Annotated in this window: 18 protein-coding genes; 9 read left to right on the top strand and 9 right to left on the bottom strand. The window is 61.9% G+C overall.

The features are described 5' to 3' along the window. Positions 1-7: 7 nt before the first annotated feature. Together FHW75_RS07590 and FHW75_RS07585 are read right to left on the bottom strand one after the other, a co-directional pair. Complete coding sequence (locus tag FHW75_RS07590) at positions 8-502, bottom strand: DUF934 domain-containing protein (protein ID WP_016714708.1); 495 nt, start codon at positions 500-502, stop codon at positions 8-10. Beyond that, positions 486-2,138, bottom strand: a complete 1,653-nt coding sequence (locus FHW75_RS07585) for a nitrite/sulfite reductase (protein WP_016714707.1) — start codon at positions 2,136-2,138, stop codon at positions 486-488. The genes FHW75_RS07590 and FHW75_RS07585 overlap by 17 nt, the downstream gene beginning before the upstream one ends. Positions 2,139-2,351: 213 nt before the next feature. On the opposite strand from FHW75_RS07585, the gene FHW75_RS07580 reads away from it, so the two are divergent. The 3 genes from FHW75_RS07580 to FHW75_RS07570 all read left to right on the top strand — a co-directional run bounded on the left by FHW75_RS07580 (position 2,352) and on the right by FHW75_RS07570 (position 4,686). Then, a complete protein-coding gene (locus FHW75_RS07580; RefSeq protein WP_019099686.1) occupies positions 2,352-3,425 on the top strand; it encodes an ABC transporter substrate-binding protein in 1,074 nt (357 codons plus the stop codon). A gap of 105 nt (positions 3,426-3,530) precedes the next feature. Next, positions 3,531-4,475, top strand: coding sequence for a hypothetical protein (locus tag FHW75_RS07575; protein ID WP_143512096.1), 945 nt, complete (start codon positions 3,531-3,533; stop codon positions 4,473-4,475). A 10-nt stretch (positions 4,476-4,485) separates the two neighbouring features. Further along, on the top strand, positions 4,486-4,686 hold the full coding sequence (locus FHW75_RS07570) for a hypothetical protein (RefSeq protein ID WP_183673437.1): 201 nt from the start codon (positions 4,486-4,488) through the stop codon (positions 4,684-4,686). A 309-nt stretch (positions 4,687-4,995) separates the two neighbouring features. Here FHW75_RS07570 and FHW75_RS07565 read toward each other — a convergent pair whose 3' ends face one another. Then, positions 4,996-5,214 carry a DUF2970 domain-containing protein gene (locus tag FHW75_RS07565; protein ID WP_027609720.1) on the bottom strand — a complete coding sequence of 73 codons (219 nt, stop codon included), beginning with the start codon at positions 5,212-5,214 and terminating at the stop codon, positions 4,996-4,998. 108 nt (positions 5,215-5,322) lie between these two features. After that, a complete protein-coding gene (gene metH / locus FHW75_RS07560; RefSeq protein WP_028614376.1) occupies positions 5,323-9,030 on the bottom strand; it encodes a methionine synthase in 3,708 nt (1,235 codons plus the stop codon). 175 nt (positions 9,031-9,205) lie between these two features. Between metH and FHW75_RS07555 the strand changes: the two genes are divergently transcribed. The 5 genes from FHW75_RS07555 (at position 9,206) to FHW75_RS07535 (ending at position 14,579) form a co-directional block, all read left to right on the top strand. Continuing rightward, complete coding sequence (locus FHW75_RS07555; protein WP_084297474.1) at positions 9,206-11,506, top strand: fatty acid cis/trans isomerase; 2,301 nt, start codon at positions 9,206-9,208, stop codon at positions 11,504-11,506. A gap of 108 nt (positions 11,507-11,614) precedes the next feature. Further along, positions 11,615-12,649, top strand: coding sequence for an acyltransferase (locus tag FHW75_RS07550; protein WP_019099680.1), 1,035 nt, complete (start codon positions 11,615-11,617; stop codon positions 12,647-12,649). A gap of 58 nt (positions 12,650-12,707) precedes the next feature. Further along, positions 12,708-13,292 (top strand): Fe-S biogenesis protein NfuA, encoded by a 585-nt coding sequence (nfuA, locus tag FHW75_RS07545; protein ID WP_016714701.1) that lies wholly within the window; start codon positions 12,708-12,710, stop codon positions 13,290-13,292. Between the two features lie 195 nt (positions 13,293-13,487). Continuing rightward, the gene (locus FHW75_RS07540; protein ID WP_016714700.1) at positions 13,488-14,096 is read left to right on the top strand and encodes an SCO family protein; all 609 of its coding nucleotides are present in this window, start codon (positions 13,488-13,490) and stop codon (positions 14,094-14,096) included. Then, the gene (locus FHW75_RS07535; RefSeq protein WP_183673435.1) at positions 14,097-14,579 is read left to right on the top strand and encodes a copper chaperone PCu(A)C; all 483 of its coding nucleotides are present in this window, start codon (positions 14,097-14,099) and stop codon (positions 14,577-14,579) included. A gap of 49 nt (positions 14,580-14,628) precedes the next feature. Here FHW75_RS07535 and FHW75_RS07530 read toward each other — a convergent pair whose 3' ends face one another. Beyond that, positions 14,629-14,856 carry a hypothetical protein gene (locus FHW75_RS07530; protein ID WP_003250422.1) on the bottom strand — a complete coding sequence of 76 codons (228 nt, stop codon included), beginning with the start codon at positions 14,854-14,856 and terminating at the stop codon, positions 14,629-14,631. Positions 14,857-15,258: 402 nt separating this feature from the next. Here FHW75_RS07530 and FHW75_RS07525 point away from each other — a divergent pair, with 402 nt between their 5' ends. Then, positions 15,259-16,476 (top strand): MFS transporter, encoded by a 1,218-nt coding sequence (locus FHW75_RS07525; RefSeq protein WP_025754382.1) that lies wholly within the window; start codon positions 15,259-15,261, stop codon positions 16,474-16,476. Between the two features lie 54 nt (positions 16,477-16,530). On the opposite strand, the gene FHW75_RS07520 is transcribed toward FHW75_RS07525, so the two are convergent. The 4 genes from FHW75_RS07520 to FHW75_RS07505 all read right to left on the bottom strand — a co-directional run bounded on the left by FHW75_RS07520 (position 16,531) and on the right by FHW75_RS07505 (position 19,172). Next, positions 16,531-17,376, bottom strand: a complete 846-nt coding sequence (locus tag FHW75_RS07520; protein ID WP_019099677.1) for an AraC family transcriptional regulator — start codon at positions 17,374-17,376, stop codon at positions 16,531-16,533. Next, a complete protein-coding gene (locus tag FHW75_RS07515) occupies positions 17,373-17,687 on the bottom strand; it encodes an AzlD domain-containing protein (protein WP_016714697.1) in 315 nt (104 codons plus the stop codon). Before FHW75_RS07515 ends, FHW75_RS07520 begins: the two co-directional genes overlap by 4 nt. Then, a complete protein-coding gene (locus FHW75_RS07510) occupies positions 17,684-18,376 on the bottom strand; it encodes an AzlC family ABC transporter permease (protein WP_016714696.1) in 693 nt (230 codons plus the stop codon). The genes FHW75_RS07515 and FHW75_RS07510 overlap by 4 nt, the downstream gene beginning before the upstream one ends. 100 nt (positions 18,377-18,476) lie before the next feature. Beyond that, entirely contained in the window at positions 18,477-19,172 is a 696-nt protein-coding gene (locus FHW75_RS07505) for a sel1 repeat family protein (protein WP_019099676.1), read from the bottom strand. Between the last annotated feature and the right edge of the window lie 2 nt (positions 19,173-19,174).

Genomic DNA, 19,174 nt, shown 5'->3' with positions numbered 1-19,174 from the left:
CGGTGCATCAGCGGCGGCGGAACAGCGGCAGCGGCTCGTCGGTGGCGGCCTGGTAGGTCACCGAGAAGTCCTTCAGGCTTTGCAGCGCGTCTTCCGGGTTCTTGTCGGCACGGATGGCGAATGCATCGAAACCGCAGCGGGCCATGAAGAACAGCTGGTCACGCAGCACGTCACCGATGGCGCGCAGTTCGCCCTTGAACTTGTAGCGGTCACGCAGCAGGCGCGCATTTGAGTAGCTGCGCCCGTCGGTGAAGGCCGGGAAGTTCAGCGCGATGACCTGGAAGTGCTGCACGTCTTCGCCGATTTCTTCTGCCTCCTGGTCGCTGTCCAGCCACACACCCAGGCCGCCGTCGCGGGCTTTGAGCACATGGGCATGGTCGCGCCACATCTGCAGCGGGACGATGTAGTCGTCGCAGTTGGTCAGCTCGTCAAAGGACGTTTCCTTGGGCAACAGGTGCCAGGTTTCGTCGACGATCTGGTTGTTCTTAATGATTCGCTGCATAGACGCGTTCCTTGAAGGGGTCGATGCCGATACGCTGGTAGGTGTCGATGAAACGCTCTTCCTCGGTGCGTTGCTCGACATACACGGCGATCAGCTTCTCGATCACATCGGCCATGTCATCCTGGGCGAAGGACGGGCCGAGGATCTTGCCCAGGCTCGCGCCACGCGCGGCGTTGCCGCCCAGCGACACCTGGTAGAACTCCTCACCCTTCTTGTCCACGCCGAGGATGCCGATGTGGCCCACGTGGTGGTGGCCGCAGGCGTTCATGCAGCCAGAAATGTTGAGGTCGATTTCACCGATGTCGAACAGGTAGTCCAGGTCGTCGAAACGGCGCTGGATGGATTCGGCAATCGGGATCGACTTGGCGTTGGCCAGCGAGCAGTAGTCACCGCCCGGGCAGCAGATGATGTCGGTCAGCAGGCCGATGTTCGGCGTGGCGAAGCCGCCTTCGCGCAGTTCCAGCCAGAGCGCGTGCAGCTGGCGCTGCTCGACGTCGGCGAGGATGATGTTCTGCTCGTGCGAGGTGCGCAAGAAGCCGAAGCTGTAGCGCTCGGCCAGGTCGGCCACGGCGTCCAACTGCTTGTCGGTCAGGTCGCCCGGGGCAACGCCGGTCGGCTTGAGCGACAGGGTCACGGCCACGTAGCCAGGGCGCTTGTGGGCGCGGGTGTTGCGCGAGCGCCAGCGGGCGAAACCTGGGTATTCGGCGTCCTGGTTGGCGTAGTCGAAATTCTCGAGGGCCAGGTAATCCGGGTCGACGAAATGGCGCGACACGCGCTGCACTTCAGCTTCGGTCAGGGTGGTGCTGCCGCCACGCAGGTGGACCATTTCGGCCTCGACCTTCTCGGCGAACACTTCCGGGGTCAGGGCCTTGACCAGGATCTTGATCCGCGCCTTGTACTTGTTGTCACGGCGACCGTAACGGTTGTACACGCGCAGGATGGCGTCCAGGTAGCTGATCAGGTCTTGCCACGGCAGGAATTCGTTGATGAACGAGCCGACCACCGGGGTACGGCCCAGGCCACCGCCGACCAGCACACGGAAGCCCAGCTCGCCGGCAGCGTTGCGCACCGGCTCCAGGCCGATGTCGTGCACTTCGATGGCGGCGCGGTCTTCTTGCGAGCCGTTGATGGCGATTTTGAACTTGCGCGGCAGGTAAGCGAATTCCGGGTGGAAGGTGGTCCACTGACGGACGATCTCGCACCACGGGCGCGGGTCGATGATTTCGTCTGCGGCCACACCGGCGAACTGGTCGGTGGTGGTGTTGCGCAGGCAGTTGCCGCTGGTCTGGATCGCGTGCATTTGCACGGTGGCCAGCTCGGCGAGGATGTCCGGGATGTCTTCCAGCGCCGGCCAGTTGAACTGCACGTTCTGGCGGGTGGAAATGTGGGCATAGCCCTTGTCGTAGTCGCGAGCGATCTTGGCCAGGGTGCGGACCTGGGTGGCGTTCAGCTGGCCGTACGGCACGGCGACACGCAGCATCGGCGCGAAACGTTGGATGTAAAGGCCGTTCTGCAGGCGCAGAGGGCGGAATTCTTCTTCGCTCAGCTCACCGGCCAGGTAGCGGCGGGTCTGATCACGGAACTGCTTGACGCGGTCCTCGATGATCCGCTGATCGTACTCGTCGTATACGTACATATAAGTCCTGTCTCAGGCATGCAGCTATTCGCGCGCACGGCCGCGCACTCCGGTACGGAGCCGGGGAACGATATCAGGTTGCGGTTATGCGCTAAAGTGATGTTTTAGCATATGAAAAGAACCAAATGGACTATGTGAGACTGACTGCCATTTGTGCCTTGGGCGAGGCAGGGCGTTTATAATCCGGTGTTTGCTTCGCAGAGATGTGACCCTATGCTCAAGGCCCTGTGCCAAAGCTTGTGTCTAGCCCTGCCGCTGGCGGCGAGTGCGCAGCCATCGGTGGTTTTCATCAACCCAGGGCTGTCTACCGAGACGTTCTGGACCAGCTACACCCGCTTCATGCAGGCCGCCGCGGATGAGCTGGGCATGAACCTCAGGGTGGAATACAGTGAGCGCCGCGCCGACTTGGCGCTGACCCAGGCCCGGGCGATCCTGAGTGGGGCGCAGCGGCCGGATTACCTGGTGCTGGTCAACGAGCAGTACGTCGCGCCCGAAGTGCTGCGCCTGTCGCGTGGCACGGGGGTGAAGCTGCTGTTGGTCAACAACGGCCTCACGGCCAGCCAGGTTCGCAGCATTCAGGCCCAGCCCGACAAGTATGCCGAGCCGCTGGGCACCTTGATGAGCAACGACGAGCAGGCGGGCTTCCAGATGTTGCACCAGATGGTCGCACAACTGCCGCACGACGTCGGGGCGGTAGACCTCGTGGCTTTTGCCGGGGTCAAGACCACCCCGGCCTCGCAGCTGCGCGAGGAGGGCATGCGCCGTGCGCTGGCTGATTTCCCTCAGGTGCGCCTGCGCCAGGTGGTGTATGGCGGCTGGAGCCGCCAGCGCGCCTACGAGCAGGCGCAGCAGTTGCTGGAGCGCTACCCGGCCACGCGTCTGGTGTGGTCGGCCAATGACGAAATGGCCTTTGGCGCCATGCAGGCGTTCGAAGCCGCCGGCCGCAAGCCGGGGCGCGATGTGCTGTTCAGCGCGGTCAACAGTTCGCCCGAGGCCTTGCGCGCGCGGATCGACGGGCGCCTGAGTGTGTTGATGGGCGGGCACTTTACCCTGGGTGGTTGGGCCATGGTGATGCTGCACGATGACGCACTGGGGCTGAAGCTGAACCGCGATGGCCTGCGCGAGCACAGCGTGCCGGTGCTGCAGCCGATCGACCGGGCCAAAGCGCAACGTTGGCTGAAACTGCTGGAGCGGGCTGACTACGGCGTCGATTTTCAGCGTTACAGTGCTCAAGGGCGCCCGACCGACTACCAATACCCGTTTCTGACGTCGCCCATGGACTATTGAGCGAAGTGAAGTTTTGCGGGCGCGGGCATAGTTAAGTACCACTGCCGGCCACTGGCGCTTTGATCTGATGGCAGCTTCCAATCCAAGGAGCCTGTCTTGTCCGATTTGTCTGTCGCCAGCAATGCAGCCACGGCTGAGGTAGAGCCAGGCATCACCTTATACCCCTCTGGTCATGAACCCATTCTGCTGACCGCGGAGGAACGTAATGCGGCTGATCTGGTGGCCAAGGCACTGGCTGTAACAAAGACGTTCTACGGGACGTTGAACAAAGCGCAGCGCGCTAGGCTGGACGCTTTGTATGGCACGCCCCGGGTGGGTGCCGATGCACTCATGAAGATCGTTCAGGGTGTCAAGGCGCAGGTCAGTGCCCACCTCACGGCGTGCTGTGGGCATGAAGTGCAGGTGGATGCTGTGCGCATTCACACCGCCCGACCGGAAAAACCTGCGGTCAGCGAACCGCTCTGGGCCTGGCTCTCCCGTGGTACCCCTGTCCAACTTGCGCAACCCCGCCTGACCAGGGATGCGAACGATTTTGTCGACAACAGTTGGCTCACGCTCAATGGCGCTGTGTTCGGCAAACAGGATGGCAGCCAGGTAACGGTCGATGAGATCGTCAGCATGGGGCGTGAACTGGACATCGGTGAATCGATTGCCATCCGGTGCGATGCCTGGCTGGCACAGGAGCAGGTAGCCTCGACGATCAGGCGTGAGTCGAATGCCAACTTCGAGATTTCACTGCTCAATGCCTTGAAGGTGGGGGACATCACGGCGGCGCAGCACCTGCAACTGCAAGCGAGTGGCAGCCTCGCCCTGCCGAGGGTTTTGAGTTATGGCTTGCCCCCAGTGGGCCAGGCCCTGCACAAGGGCAACTTCATGCTGAGGGTGGAAGGGCATGAGCTGCCCGTGTTCGCATTGAGCACCGCCAGCGGCACGTACATTTATGCGGGTACATCGCCCGAGGGGCGGCTTTTCGTAGCAGATGCTGCGCAAGGGTTAACGGCGATGCAGGTATTTGCCCGTGCGTTCCGAGGCGACCTCTGGGCTACATGAAGTGCAATTCATGAAACACGTCGAGGACCATGTCATGCCCTTTGTCCGCAATCGGGGACGGGTCATCATTACCAACGCTTATTCCCCTTACAAGAAGCGCGCTTTCCTCGAACTGGGGTTGCGGGTATTCGTTCTGGAGAACAGGGCCAGTGGTTTTCTGCTGGTGATGAATGATGCAGTGGCCAGGGATGCGGGCCTTGCCAATGCTTGAACGGCCTGGCTTGGCGGTGGGCGCGTCACCCGTCGCCAGGCAAAAGACCCTGCTTGAGGAAAGGGCATTGCTCGTCTTAACTGCTGGTGGTGAAGTGCATTCCCATAACCACTACAAGAGGCAATGCAATGGGAAACTCAACCAAGGTCCGCAAAGCTGACAGCAGCGTCGATGCCTGGGCGATCCTCTGCCTGATCGTGTTGGTGGTGGTCACTGCCGTGTACTGGGTCAGCCACCAGTAGACTTGTTCTCAAGACCATGAAGCCGTCAGAGCGCCTGCGGGAGGGAATCCCGCAGGCGTTTTCATTTCTAGCGGGCGCTAAGGTGCAGGGCCAGTTGCACCAGGCCGATCAAGACGGCAATGAACACCAGGGTGAACAGCGTCCCCAATGCGATGAAATGGCTGGCTTTGCCGTGGGTGAAGTCGCGAGCGCGGTTCTTGCCGCTTTGCACGCCGAAGGCGGCGGCGAGAATGCTGTGCAGCATCTGCCAGAAGGTAGGCGGTTTGCCCTGGCTGGAATCGTCCATGGTGGCTCCTGAGAAATCAGAGGCAATCAGGGACAGTGTAGGCAATGGCTATGAGGTTGTCTGTGTCGGCCTCTTCGCGGGCTTGCCCGCGAAGAAGCCAGCGCAGTTTTAGCTGTCGTACCCAAGGTTAGGCGCCAGCCAGCGCTCGCTCACGCTCACCTCCTGGCCTTTACGCGCGCTGTAACTTTCGATCTGGTCCTTGTCCACCTTGCCCACGGCAAAGTATTGCGCCTGCGGGTGGGCAAAGTACCAGCCGCTGACCGCCGCCGCCGGGAACATCGCGAAGTGCTCGGTCAGGAACACGCCGCTCGGCCCGGTTTCGCCGATGGCGGTGCCATCGAGCAGGCGGAACAGGGTTTCCTTCTCGGTGTGGTCGGGGCAGGCCGGGTAGCCCGGGGCCGGGCGAATACCGCTGTACTGCTCCTTGATCAGCGCCTCGTTGTCCAGGTGCTCGTCGCGGGCATAGCCCCAGTGCTCTTTACGCACCTGCTCGTGCAGCCACTCGGCGCAGGCTTCGGCCAGGCGGTCGGCCAGGGCCTTGACCATGATCGAGCTGTAGTCGTCGCCTTTGTCCTGGTAAGCCTTGGCCACTTCCTCGGCACCGATGCCGGCGGTGGTGATGAACCCGCCCACATAGTCTGTGACGCCGCTGGTTTTTGGCGCGACGAAGTCGGCCAGCGACCAGTTGGGCTTGCCATCCGGTTTGATGGTTTGCTGGCGCAGGTGGTGCAGGGTGGCCAACGGCTGGCCGTCCTCGCCGTACACCTCGATGTCGTCATCGGCCACCTGGTTGGCTGGCCAGAACCCGAACACCGCGCGGGCGCTGATCAGCTTCTCGTCGATCAGCTTGTCGAGCATCTCGCGGGCATCTTTGTACAGCGCCGTGGCCGCCTCGCCGACCACTTCGTCGGTGAGGATCCGCGGGAACTTGCCGGCCAGGTCCCAGGAGATGAAGAACGGGGTCCAGTCGATGTATTCGGCCAGGGTGCGCAGGTCGATGTCTTCCAGCACCTTGACGCCGGTGAAGGAGGGCACCGCTGGCTGGTAGCCGGCCCAGTCGTACTGCGGCTTGGCGGCGATGGCCTGGCTGTAGCTCAGGCGCTCGGTGCGGGCGCTGCGGTTGGCGGTGCGCTCGCGGACTTCCACGTATTCCTGGCGGGTTTTCTCGACGAAGCCCGGCTTGAGTTCCTTGGACAGCAGTTGGGTCGCCACGCCCACCGCGCGGGAGGCGTCGGTGACATAGACCACGGCATCGTTGCTGTACTTGGGCTCGATCTTGACCGCAGTGTGCGCCTTGGAGGTGGTGGCACCACCGATCATCAGTGGCAGCTCGAAGCCCTGGCGCTGCATTTCGCGGGCAACGTGGACCATCTCGTCCAGCGACGGGGTAATCAGGCCGGACAGGCCGATGATGTCGCACTTCTGTTCGCGGGCGGTTTGCAGAATTTTTTCGGCCGGCACCATCACGCCGAGGTCGACGATGTCGTAGCCGTTACAGCCCAGTACCACGCCGACGATATTCTTGCCGATGTCATGCACATCGCCTTTGACCGTGGCCATCAGGATCTTGCCCTTGGCTTCCGGCTTGTCGCCTTTTTCGGCCTCGATGAACGGGATCAGGTGCGCCACCGCCTGCTTCATCACGCGGGCCGACTTGACCACCTGGGGCAGGAACATCTTGCCCGCGCCGAACAGGTCGCCGACCACGTTCATGCCGTTCATCAGCGGGCCTTCGATCACTTCGATCGGGCGTGCGCACTGCTGACGGCATTCTTCGGTGTCTTCAACGATGAACGCGGTGATGCCCTTGACCAGCGCGTGCTCCAGGCGTTTTTCCACCGGCAGCGAGCGCCACTCTTCGTTTTCCACTTCCTTGGTGGCGCCGCCGCCCCGGTAGTCGTCAGCGATCGCCAGCAGTGCGTCGGTGCCGTGCGGGGTGCGGTTGAGTACCACGTCCTCGACTTTTTCGCGCAGTGCCGCCGGGATCTCGTCGTAGATTTCCAGCTGGCCGGCGTTGACGATACCCATGGTCAGGCCGTTCTGGATCGCGTGGTACAGGAACACCGAGTGGATCGCTTCACGCACCGGGTTGTTACCACGGAACGAGAACGACACGTTGGACACACCGCCCGAACTCAGCGCATGGGGCAGGTGATCGCGGATGTAGGCACAGGCCTCGATGAAATCGACGGCGTAGTTGTTGTGCTCTTCGATACCGGTGGCGACGGCAAAGATGTTCGGGTCGAAGATGATGTCTTCCGGTGGGAAGCCCACTTCATTGACCAGAATGTCATAGCTGCGCTGGCAGATTTCCTTCTTGCGCGCGGCGGTGTCGGCCTGGCCGACCTCGTCGAAGGCCATCACCACCACGGCAGCGCCGTAGCGCTTGCACAGGCGGGCGTGATGCTTGAACTGCTCGACGCCTTCCTTCATGGAAATGGAGTTGACGATGCCCTTGCCCTGGATGCACTTGAGGCCCGCCTCGATCACGTCCCATTTGGACGAGTCGATCATGATCGGCACGCGGGAAATGTCCGGCTCACCGGCGATCAGGTTGAGGAAGCGGACCATGGCGGCCTGGGAGTCGAGCATCCCTTCGTCCATGTTGATGTCGATCACCTGGGCGCCGGCCTCGACCTGCTGCAGGGCGACTTCCAGGGCTTCGGTATAGTTCTCTTCACGGATCAGCCGGGCGAACTTGGCGGAGCCGGTGATGTTGGTGCGCTCGCCGACGTTGACGAACAGCGACTGGCGGTCGATGGTGAACGGCTCCAGGCCCGACAGGCGGCAGGCCTTGGCGATTTCCGGGATCTCACGCGGCTTGTACTTGGCCACGGCTTCGGCAATGGCCTGGATGTGGCCTGGGGTGGTACCACAGCAGCCGCCGATGATGTTCAGGAAGCCGCTGGCGGCGAATTCCTCGACCACCGCAGCCATTTCCGCCGGAGTCTCGTCGTATTCACCGAAGGCGTTCGGCAGGCCGGCGTTGGGGTGGGCCGAAACATGGGTGTCGGCTTTGGTCGCCAGCTCTTCCAGGTACGGGCGCAGGTCCTTGGCGCCGAGGGCGCAGTTCAGGCCCACGGAAATCGGCTTGGCGTGGCGCACCGAGTTCCAGAACGCTTCGGTGGTCTGGCCGGACAGGGTACGGCCGGAGGCGTCGGTGATGGTGCCGGAGATCATGATCGGCAGTTCGACGTTGTCTTCCTCGAACACTTGCTGCACGGCAAAGATCGCCGCCTTGGCGTTGAGGGTGTCGAAGATGGTTTCGATCAGGATCAGGTCGGCGCCGCCCTCGATCAGGCCGCGGGTGGCCTCGATGTAGTTTTCGACCAGCTCATCGAAGGTGACGTTGCGGTAGCCAGGGTCGTTGACGTCCGGGGAAATCGAGCAGGTGCGGCTGGTAGGGCCGAGCACGCCGGCGACAAAGCGTGGTTTGTCGGGGGTTTCCAGGGTCTTGGCATCCGCTACCTGGCGGGCGATGCGCGCGCCTTCGACGTTCAGTTCGTAGACCAGCGACTCCATGCCGTAGTCGGCCTGGGAAATCTGCGTGGCGTTGAAGGTGTTGGTTTCGAGAATATCGGCGCCGGCATCCAGGTAGGCTTTCTCGATGGCGGCGATCACGTCCGGGCGGCTGAGCAGCAACAGGTCGTTGTTGCCTTTGACATCGCTTGGCCAATCGGCGAAACGCGTGCCACGATAGTCGTGTTCCTCGAGACGGTAGCTTTGGATCATAGTACCCATGCCGCCGTCGAGGATCAGGATGCGCTCTTTGAGTGCGTTCTGGAGTGCTTGGAGACGAGCGCTGCGGTCGGACATAGGAACTACCTGGTCGGGCAAAAATCAGAAGGTGCGGAATCATAACAAAGCTGCGCGGTTTTTACGCACATCGCCCATTTGCATGAAAACTGCTCATGTTGTTGGCGCGATTACCAGCACCCAAGGACGACCAGGCACAATCGTGATGGCTTTCAAGAACCAGGACTTTTCGCACATGGTGCATCGTATCCTTGCCGGCGCCTTCGCCCTGCTCATCAGCGGCGCGGTGTTCGGGCAAGCCCCCCAGTCGAGCCCGGCTATTTCCTACACCCGGGACATTCAACCGATCTTCACCGAGAAGTGCGTGGCCTGCCACGCCTGCAACGACGCTGCCTGCCAACTCAAGCTGGAAAGCCCGGAAGGCGCGGTGCGCGGGGCCAGCAAGGTCCCGGTGTACCAGGGCGAGCGTAGCAAGGCGGTGCCTACCACGCGGCTGTTCTACGACGCTCACAGCGAAGAGGAATGGCGCAAGAAGGGCTTCTATTCGGTGCTCGACAACCAGGGCAGCCAGGCCGCACTGATGGCGCGGATGCTGGAACTGGGGCACAAGACCCCACTCACGCCCAACGCCAAGTTGCCCGAGGACATTGTCCTGGGCCTGAACCGCAACAACATGTGCCCGCTGCCCCATGAATTCGACGCCTATGCCGGCGCCCACCCCAAAGAGGGTATGCCGTTGGCGGTGACCGGGCTGACCGACAAGGAATACGACACCCTGCGCCGCTGGCTGGCAGCGGGTGCGCCGGTGGAATACCAGCCGATCAAGCCAAGCGCAGCCGAAGCCCGGCAGATCACCGAGTGGGAAGAGCTGCTCAACCGTCCGGGCTCCACCGAGGCGCTGGTCGGCCGCTGGCTGTACGAACACCTGTTCCTGGCGCATATCTACTTCGTTGGGGGGGAGCAGGGGCACTTCTTCCAGTGGGTGCGTTCGCGCACGCCGAGCGGCAAGCCGGTCGATATCATTGCCACGCGCCGCCCCAACGACCCGCCCGGCACCGACTTCTACTATCGGTTGATCCCGGTGCAGGGTGTGATCGTGCACAAGACGCACATCACCTACCCGATGGGGCCGCAGAAACTTAAACGGGTCAAGCAGCTGTTCTATGCCGGCGACTGGCACGCCACCGCACTGCCGGGCTACGGCCCGCGTCACCGGGCCAACCCGTTCGAAACCTTCGAGGCGATCCCGGCAGTGGCGCGTTACCAGTTCATGCTGGATAACGCCGAATACTTCGTGCGCACTTTCATCCGGGGCCCTGTGTGCCGTGGGCAGATCGCCACTGACGTGATCCGCGATAACTTCTGGGCGCTGTTCCAGGAGCCGGCCTTCGACCGTTACATCACCGACGCCAAATACCGTGGCGAGGCCACGCCGTTGCTGGCCATGCCGGGCCAGATCGATGACGTAGGCAGTGTGCTGAGCCTGTGGCACGCCTACCGCGACAAGCGCAACGAGTACGAAAAGCTGCGCCGTGACGCCTATGCCGACATGCCGGCACCGGGCTGGTCGACCTTGTGGGCCGGTAACGACAACGCGTTGCTGAGCATCTTCCGCCATTTCGACAGCGCGTCGGTAAGCAAGGGCCTGATCGGTGACGTGCCGTTGACCGTGTGGTTGTTCGACTACCCGTTGTTCGAGCGCACCTATTACCAGTTGGCGGTCAACTTTGACGTGTTCGGCAATGTTTCGCACCAATTGCAGACGCGCCTGTATTTCGACCTGATTCGCAACGGTGCCGAGATCAACTTCTTGCGCCTGATGCCGGCCGACCAGCGCAAGGCGATCCTGGGTGACTGGTACCAGAACAGCGGCAAGGTGAAGATGTGGATGGACTATGAGGACATCGACACCGACACCCCGAGTGGTATCCAGCTTGACCCGCGCAACCCCAAGCGCGACTTTGGCCTGAAGCTGTTGCAGCGCACCGGCAGCCTGAATGCCACGCCCGACCCGATCAACCGCTGCCAGGGCGCGTTCTGCTCACGGCCGCAGATGAGCGAAGAGTTCCGCAATGCCGAGCAGTCGCTCAGCCGCCTGGTGTCGCGCCCGGCTGCGGGGCTGAAGGTGATCAACCAGTTGCCCGAGGCAACCATGCTGCGTATCGAAGGGCAGGGCGGCGAGCGCCAGGTGTACAGCCTGCTGCGCAACCGTGCGCACAGCAACGTGGCGTTCCTGCTGGGTGAGGCGTACCGCTATCAGCCGGGGCTGGATACCTTGACGTTGGCACCGGGTGTGCTCAGCAGCTACCCGAACTTCATCTTCAACATCCCGACCAAGGATGTGGCGGAGTTCGTCGAGGACATGGAGTATGCCAAAGATGACCCGGCGAAGTTCGAGCGCATCGTCATGCGCTGGGGCGTGCGCCGTAGTCACCCTGAGTTCTGGCGCTACTTCCATGACTTGAACAGCTTCATCAAGGAGACCCAGCCGGTGGAGGCGGGGGTGCTGGACATGAACCGCTATGAAAACCTCTGATCGGGTGAGCTGACCTTTCCGGGTACCCTGCGGTCGGACAGGTTGGGTGGTCTGGGAGCTGTCATAGGCTCCCAAGGCCTCAACGCACCGGCAAGCGCAGGGTACTTCATGCTGTATTCGCTTCAGGCACTGCGGGCGTTCGCCGCCTGGGTGGTGGTCTGCCACCATTTCATGCAGATCTTCTTCGACTTCCACGCCACCGGCCCCATTGGCCAACTGCTTACCGACCGTGGCGCCGTAGGCGTCGACATCTTCTTCGTCATCAGCGGGCTGGTCATCTACCTGTCGACCCGCGATAAAACCATCGAACCGCGCCAGTTCCTGCTCAATCGGGTACTGCGTATTGTGCCGGCCTACTGGTTCTACACAGTGTTGATGGCTCTGTTGCTGCTGGCTTTTAGCCAATGGATGCCACATCAGGTGTTCACCTGGCACCATCTGTTCTTGTCGATGCTGTTCATCCCGGCAGAAAACCCCGGAGGCTATGGCCTGTACCCGACCTTGAACGTGGGCTGGACGCTGAACTTCGAGATGTTCTTCTACCTGCTGTTCGGCCTGGCCTTCCTGGTGCGCCGGCGTCATCACCTGTTGCTGGTTACCGCGGCCTTGTTGCTGGCCAGCGAGGTGCTGGGCCGGCTGGGTGTGCTAAGCCGCTTCTACAACAACGACATCATCTACGAGTTCTTGCTCGGCATCGGCCTGGGCGTGCTGTATCGGCGTGGGCTGATCCGCCAAGGGCGGTGGTTGCCGCTGGGCGTGCTGGTTGTGGCGGGTCTGGCCATCTATCACCTGGATGCGTCCCAGCGCCTGCTGCATTGGGGCCTGCCGAGCGCCATGATCGTGATGGCCTTCATCGCGCTGGAACCGCTTTTTCAAGGCAACCGGCTGCTCAAGGCCTTGGGGGACTGCTCGTATTCGGTGTACCTGGTCCATGTGCTGGTGCTGTACGCCGGCTGGTTCGCCAGCCAGCGCCTGCAGTTGAACCCGTATCTGGTGTTTGCCCTGTGCGTGCCGTCCATTGGACTAATGTCGTGGTTCAGTTACCAGTGGCTGGAGCGCGGGCTGTACCGGCGCATGCAGGCCTGGCTGGCGGCGCCACGGGGGGCGGCCCCTGAATATGCGCTTTCCCGAGTCAAATACTAGGACTTTGTTCAATGAGCGGGTTGGCGTACACTTGGCGGCAAGTCTGTGAGGAACCTACATGAGCGCTATAACCATTACCGACGCCGCCCATGACTACCTGGCCGATCTGCTCTCCAAGCAGAATACGCCTGGCATCGGCATTCGCATTTTCATCACCCAGCCGGGCACCCAGTACGCAGAGACGTGCATTGCCTACTGCAAGCCGGGCGAAGAGAAGCCTGACGACACCGCCGTGGGTCTGAAAAGCTTCACCGCTTACCTGGATGCGGTCAGCGTGCCGTTCCTGGAAGACGCACTGGTTGACTACGCCACCGACCGCATGGGTGGCCAGCTGACCATCAAGGCGCCTAACGCCAAGGTGCCGATGGTCAACGAAGACAGCCCGATCAACGAGCGCATCAACTACTACCTGCAGACCGAGATCAACCCGGGTCTGGCTAGCCACGGCGGCCAGGTCAGCCTGGTGGACGTGGTCGACGACGGCATCGCCGTGCTGCAATTCGGTGGCGGTTGCCAAGGCTGCGGCCAGGCCGATGTCACCCTGAAGGAAGGTATCGAGCGCACCCTGCTCGAGCGTGTTCCGGAATTGAAGGGCGTGCGTGACGTTACCGACCACAGCCAGAAAGAGAACGCTTACTACTAAGCCAAGGTCGGCTCTCTAGCAACAAAGTGTTACGGTTTCAACCCCTGCGACAACAGGCCGCAGCCCGTATTCAAAGGGTTGCAGGCCTTCCCCGCCTTGGTCGGGTAGAACCCCTTGGGGTGTCATGCCAGAATGCCCCGGTTTTTCAGCCGGCCCGTCCCGAGGGCCGGCACCTTCCCTGTAAAGGATGGTTTCATGAATGATCTGTATACCCGGCGCGCAGTTGTCGCCGGGATGGGCGTTCTCGGGCTCGGCCTGCTGGCAGGCTGCAGCCCGGCCCGGGGGCTCGAGTTCAAGTACGGCAAGAACATGAGCAACGAAATCCTCGGGCGCAAGTTCAGCCTCAAAGACCCACAAGGTAACGTGCGCACCCTGTCGAGCTTCTACGGCAGCATGCCGATGGTCTTCTTCGGCTTCACCCAGTGCCCGGCCGTTTGCCCGACCACCCTGGCGCGTGCGGCGCAAATCCGCAAGCTGCTGAGGGGCCGTGACCGTGACCTGTTCCAGGTGGTGTTCATCACGCTGGACCCGGAGCGCGACACCCCCGAGGTGCTTGATGCCTACGTCAAGGCCTTCGACCCGACGTTCACCGCGCTCACCGGCACCCCCGAGGAAATTGCCGCAGTGGCCAAGGAATTCAAGGTGTTCTACGAAAAGGTCCCGGCCGGTGACACCTATACCATTTCTCACTCGTCCACCAGCTACGTCTACGATACGCGTGGCACCCTGCGCCTGAGCCTGGGCCATTCCCTGAATGCCAAGGAATGTGCCGAAGACCTGGTCACCCTGATGGAGATCTGCTGAATGTCGATGCAACCGATCAAACGCGGCCTGGCTGCCCTGGCACTGATGGGCCTGGCCCTGCCGGCCCTGGCCCAGACCACTGTGAGCGATGCCTGGGTCCGTGCCAGCGTGCCGCACCAGCAGTCCACCGGTGCCTTCATGACCCTGACCGCCAGCAGCGACAGCAAGCTGGTAAGCGTGGCGTCGCCCGTGGCCAAGACCGTGCAGGTGCACGAGATGACCATGAACGGCGACGTGATGGGCATGCGTGAGGTCAAGGCCGTCGAGTTGCCGGCCGGCAAGGCCGTGACCCTGGACCCGAATGGCCTGCACGTGATGCTGATGGGCCTGAACGATCAGGTGAAGGAAGGCGAGAAAGTGCCACTGACCCTGACCATCGAAGATGCCAAGGGCGGCAAGGAAACCGTGGACGTGCATGCTGAGGTGCGCCCGCTCAACGCCGAGGCCGGCGGTGGGCATGACCACATGCACATGAACCACTGACAGACCAAAGGGCGGCGCTTAGCGGCCCTTTCTTTTTCAGCGGCGCCTTTCAGCTACGAAAGCGCGGCAGCGGCCTGTCGAGTGTCAGCGACGTAAGGGTCTTTCGAACCTGCGCCTCATCGGCCTCCAGTGCCTTCAGGCTGGCGCGGATCTTGCCGGCGGCGGGCACATCGCCCTGCCGGTCGATCCAGTCGGCAATCTCCTTGCAGGCACTGCTCAGGCAGGCCTGGCGCTGGTTCATCAGCGACAGAAGGGTGGTGAGCTCTCTTTCGGACATGGCAGGATCCTCCAATTCAGCCTTGTCAGTGTAGCAGAGGGTTGGCGGGGCTCCTGATGGCTTTGCAGGGGTGTTGAGGATGCAAAAAGGAGTACTCCGTCGTTTGAGTAACACTGAGTTACTTATCTATAGGAATAAACATCGTGTTTAAAGTGGATGCCGCTACGTCGCCGGTGGCATGACCCTTTGCAAGCGGACGAGATGTGCTGAGCCGTTCTGTCACACAGTTTGGCGGCGACTGGTCTGACTTCGCCAATAGTTACTGAACGTAGGAACATTCGGAGTCTCAATGTTGGCTGCGCTGACAGTGCGGGTGTTGTTACAACTTTCATGTTGAATCCAGCCGCGGATGAGCTCTAGATTCAGTCGCCTCTGTACCGCTGGCTGAAGAAAGCAACGATTATGCAGGCGTTGAGTCTTAACTCCGGAACGCGCTCACTTACATTGGGCTATTGCTTTTCCAAGTGCGGTGAATTTGCCTTCGAAGCGGCATTTGCCGTGACCATCGTACTCATGGTCGAGGCGGATTTGTTGTTGATTGGCATCGCTTATTTCTTCCGCTACTTGCCGAGCATGGTGTTTTCTCCCTTGGGTGGTTGGCTGGCAGATAACGCCGACAAGAAAAGAACACTGTTTGCGGTCGAGTTGGCCAAATGCATTCTGTCGCTTGCCTTCTTTGCCTTGTTCAGTTGGTTTACGCCGGTACTGCCCGTGTTGGTGGCCTTCGCGATGGTCATGACCGCGCTTGAATGTCTGTATGTACCCACGTTTCGCGCATACTTTCCGGATATCGTGGAAAAGGACCAACTGGCTTCAGTCAACAGCGGTATCCAGGTGATCGAAGATACGGCCTCTATTATTGGACCGTTGGTGTTTTCGGCCTGTGTGTTGCTGCTATCTCGCGACGCAACCTTCTTGTTCTTTGCAATATGCCTGGTGTTGTCTGCCATTTCCATTGCTACCTTGGGGCCAGCAAGGCAAGGCGTGCGGCAGGCATTCGATGGGCGAGCCATAGTCCGCGATGCGGTGCGCAGCGTGAACCAGCTCAAGGGCAGCAATGTCCCGTTGTTTGCCGTTATTGGCTGTACCACGCTTTGTGCGATGTTCGCCACGTCGGTGATTCGCTTCATTCTCCCGGCTTCGGTGTTGGAGCACTTTACCTCTGAGGCAGCGGTGGGTTACGTATTCTCACTGCTGGCGGCAGGCACCGTGCTGGGTGGCGTGCTCTACACCCGCTTCAACCCGCGTACCACTGCACGGTTGGTACTGCGCTATTGGATAATTTACGGCGCACTGTTTTTTGCTGCCGCAGTGGCGCTGCAGTTCAATACCTGGTTGTTTCTGCTGATCCTCTTCCTGGTTGGCTTCATTGGCGCATTTGTCGATATCGCAATCGTGACAAACATCCAGTGCTTGTCGAACGAGCATGAAGTTGGCAGGAACTTTTCCCTTTATTACTTCACGGCCGTCATTGGGGATGCCGTTTCAGGGCTGGTTGCCAGCCTGGTCTTCGTGCTTGCGGGGCCAGCAACCTTCATCTGGATGACGCTCATGCTGTTCATCGCACCGGTACGCTGGAACCTGAAAGGACGCGCCCTTGATACCGACGATAGTGCGTAATGTGCCGCTCGGTATTGGTACCTGGAGGTAGGCTTGAACTGGTATTGCGGCGCCTCAGGCGGTTATTGCAGATTGAGCACAAGCCTGCCGATACGCCCCCGGCGTCACCCCATACGCCTGCTTGAACTGCCGGCTCAAATGGCTCTGGTCAGCAAACCCCAGGTCAAACGCCACCTCCGAAGCAACCAGGCCGCTCTTCAGCATTTCCCGGGCGCGGGCCAGGCGCCGCTGTTTCAGCCAGGCATGTGGCGGCAGGCCGGTGGCCTGGCGGAATACCCGGGCGAAGTGGAATGGCGACAGGTTGACGGCCGCCGCCAGCGCTTCGAGCGAGGGCGGGTCCGCCAGTTGGCTTTCCAGCAGTTCGCGGGCGCGGGCCACGGCCAGTGGTTCGTGGCCGGGGGCCGAGGGTTCGGCGCATTGCCCGTGGCGTTGCACCAGGGCCAGCACCGCCTGGCGCCAGGCGGTCTGTTGCTGCAGGGCGCTGGCGCCGTTTTCGGACAGCTGATGCAGCTGGCTGAAGGCGATGGCCAGGGCAGGGTCCTGGATGACGCTGTCCTTGAAACGGGGCATGCCGTGACGGCCCAGTTCCAGCTCGTCGAGCACGCCGGTTACCCGCTCGTGCTCGGGGTAGAAGCCGCGATAACGCCAGCCCGCTTCATGGGCTGTGGCACCGGTATGCAGCTCGTCAGGGTTGATCAGCACCATGCTGCCAACCGGCGCCAAGTGCTCGCTGCCTCGGTGCCAGAAGCGCTGGGCCCCGGATTCGATCACGGTGAACACGTAGCCTTCGTGCACATGCGGGGCGAAACGTTGCTGGAAATAACGCGCGTGCAGCATCTCGACGTCGCCCAATGCCGGCGCCTGCCAGAGGTGTGTCTGCTCGCGCAGGGGTGTGCTCATGCCAGCCAGCTGCGCAGGAAGAAGAAGATCAACATGCTCACCAGCATGCTCAGCAATACGCTGCGGGTCAACAGCACCAGGGCGATGGCCACCAGAGAGCCCAGCAGGTAGGGGTTGAGCAGGCTCAGGTTGAGCTGGTGATCGGGCATGAAGATGATCGGGCCGCAGATGGCGGTGAGCATGCCCGGCACGGCAAAGCCAAGGAACTGCCTGGCGTTGGAGCTCAGACGCAAGGGCAGGCGTGGTTCCAGGAACGCATAGCGGTTGAGGAACACGATGGCGCCCATGGCAAAAATCAGGATCCAGGTCATGCTCGGGCTCCTGCAAATTTCTGGCAGATGAAACCAGCGCTCATGCCCAGCAGGCCTGCGGCCACCAGGGCGGTTTCCCAGTGCCAGTGGCTGAACAATACCGAGCAGAACAACGACACAGCTACGCATACCACCGTGGGCAGGTTGCGCACCAGCGGTGCGATCAGGGCGACGAAGGTGGCGACGATGGAGAAGTCCAGGCCCAATTGGTCCAGGTGTGGAATGTTCTGGCCCAGCAGGATGCCGGCCAGGGTAAACAGGTTCCAGGCCACGTAGAAGGTCAGGCCCACCCCCAGAGCGTACCAGCGGTTGAACTGCTGCTGGTCGTACTGGCTGGTCAGGGCGAAGAATTCGTCGGTCAGCAGAAAGCCCAGGCCCAGCCGCCAGCGCAGCGGCTGGCTGGACAGTACCGGGCGCATCGACAGGCCGTACAGCAGATGCTGCGAGGTTAGCAGCAGGGTGGTGAGCAGAATCGACGCCAGGTTGGCGCCGCCTTTGAGCATGCCGATGGCCACCAGTTGCGCGGCGCCGGCGAAGACGATGGCCGACAGCCCTTGCCCTTCCCAGGCAGTGAGGTTGGCTTCGATGGCCATGGAACCGGCCAGCAGCCCCCAGGGGGCGACGGCCAGGGACAGGGGGAGAATGGCGATGGCGCCGTGGAGAAAGGCTTGGCGGGCGATGTGGGGCATGATGGCTGCAATGCTTTACGTGGTAGGCCAGCATGCCAGAAGGGGGAGGGGCATGGCTTGAACGATCTTGCTGGTCGACGTGAGTCCTTGTGGGTGGGGACTACGGATGGCGGGTCAGATGCTGCTGCGCCGTCACGCAGCCATTGATGTCCACGGCCTTCTGCAGCAGGGTCAGGCGGTGCTGCGGGTCGAGGTCGCCGAGCAGGCGGTACACTTCGGCCTGGTAGTCACGCTGGCGCCCCCACAGCATGTCCAGGCCTTGTGGCCGGCTGCGGTTGCAGATCAGGCGGGTGGCCGGTTGCGGGTAGTAGGGGGCGTACACGGTGGCCATGCTGGGAATGGCTTCCAGCGCTGCGCGATACTCGTTGCTGACGTTATAGGGCCGGCACCAGGTGGCGATGGCCGGCGCGGGTGCGGCGAAACCCTGCTGGAGGCTGGCCACGAGTAACGGGCAGGCAGCATCCGGAATTTGCGCGACGGGCAGATACGTCATGTAGTACAGCGCCAGGCGGTACTGCGCGACCGGGTGGCCCAGCTCGACCGATTTTTTCAGCAGGGCAACCGCTGTCGGCAAGGTATGGGCCAGGGCCTGACCCTGACGGCTGAGCTCGGGGTCGCCGCCAACGGCTGTGCGCAGTGTATTGGCATCGTCGCCCTGGTTGTCGGCCTGCTCCAGCAACGGCAGGGCCTGGCGGTAGAGCAGGTCGGCATGAGGGTCGATGCGCACCTCCAGCGCGTGCGCAGCCAGTGGCATCAGGGCGATCAACAGCGGGGGCAGGCGTCGCATGCGGTTCATAG

The organism is Pseudomonas sp. OG7 (genome assembly GCF_014192825.1).
In the GTDB taxonomy this organism is placed as follows: Bacteria; Pseudomonadota; Gammaproteobacteria; order Pseudomonadales; family Pseudomonadaceae; genus Aquipseudomonas; species Aquipseudomonas monteilii.
This window is presented reverse-complemented; position numbering and strand designations above follow the sequence as displayed.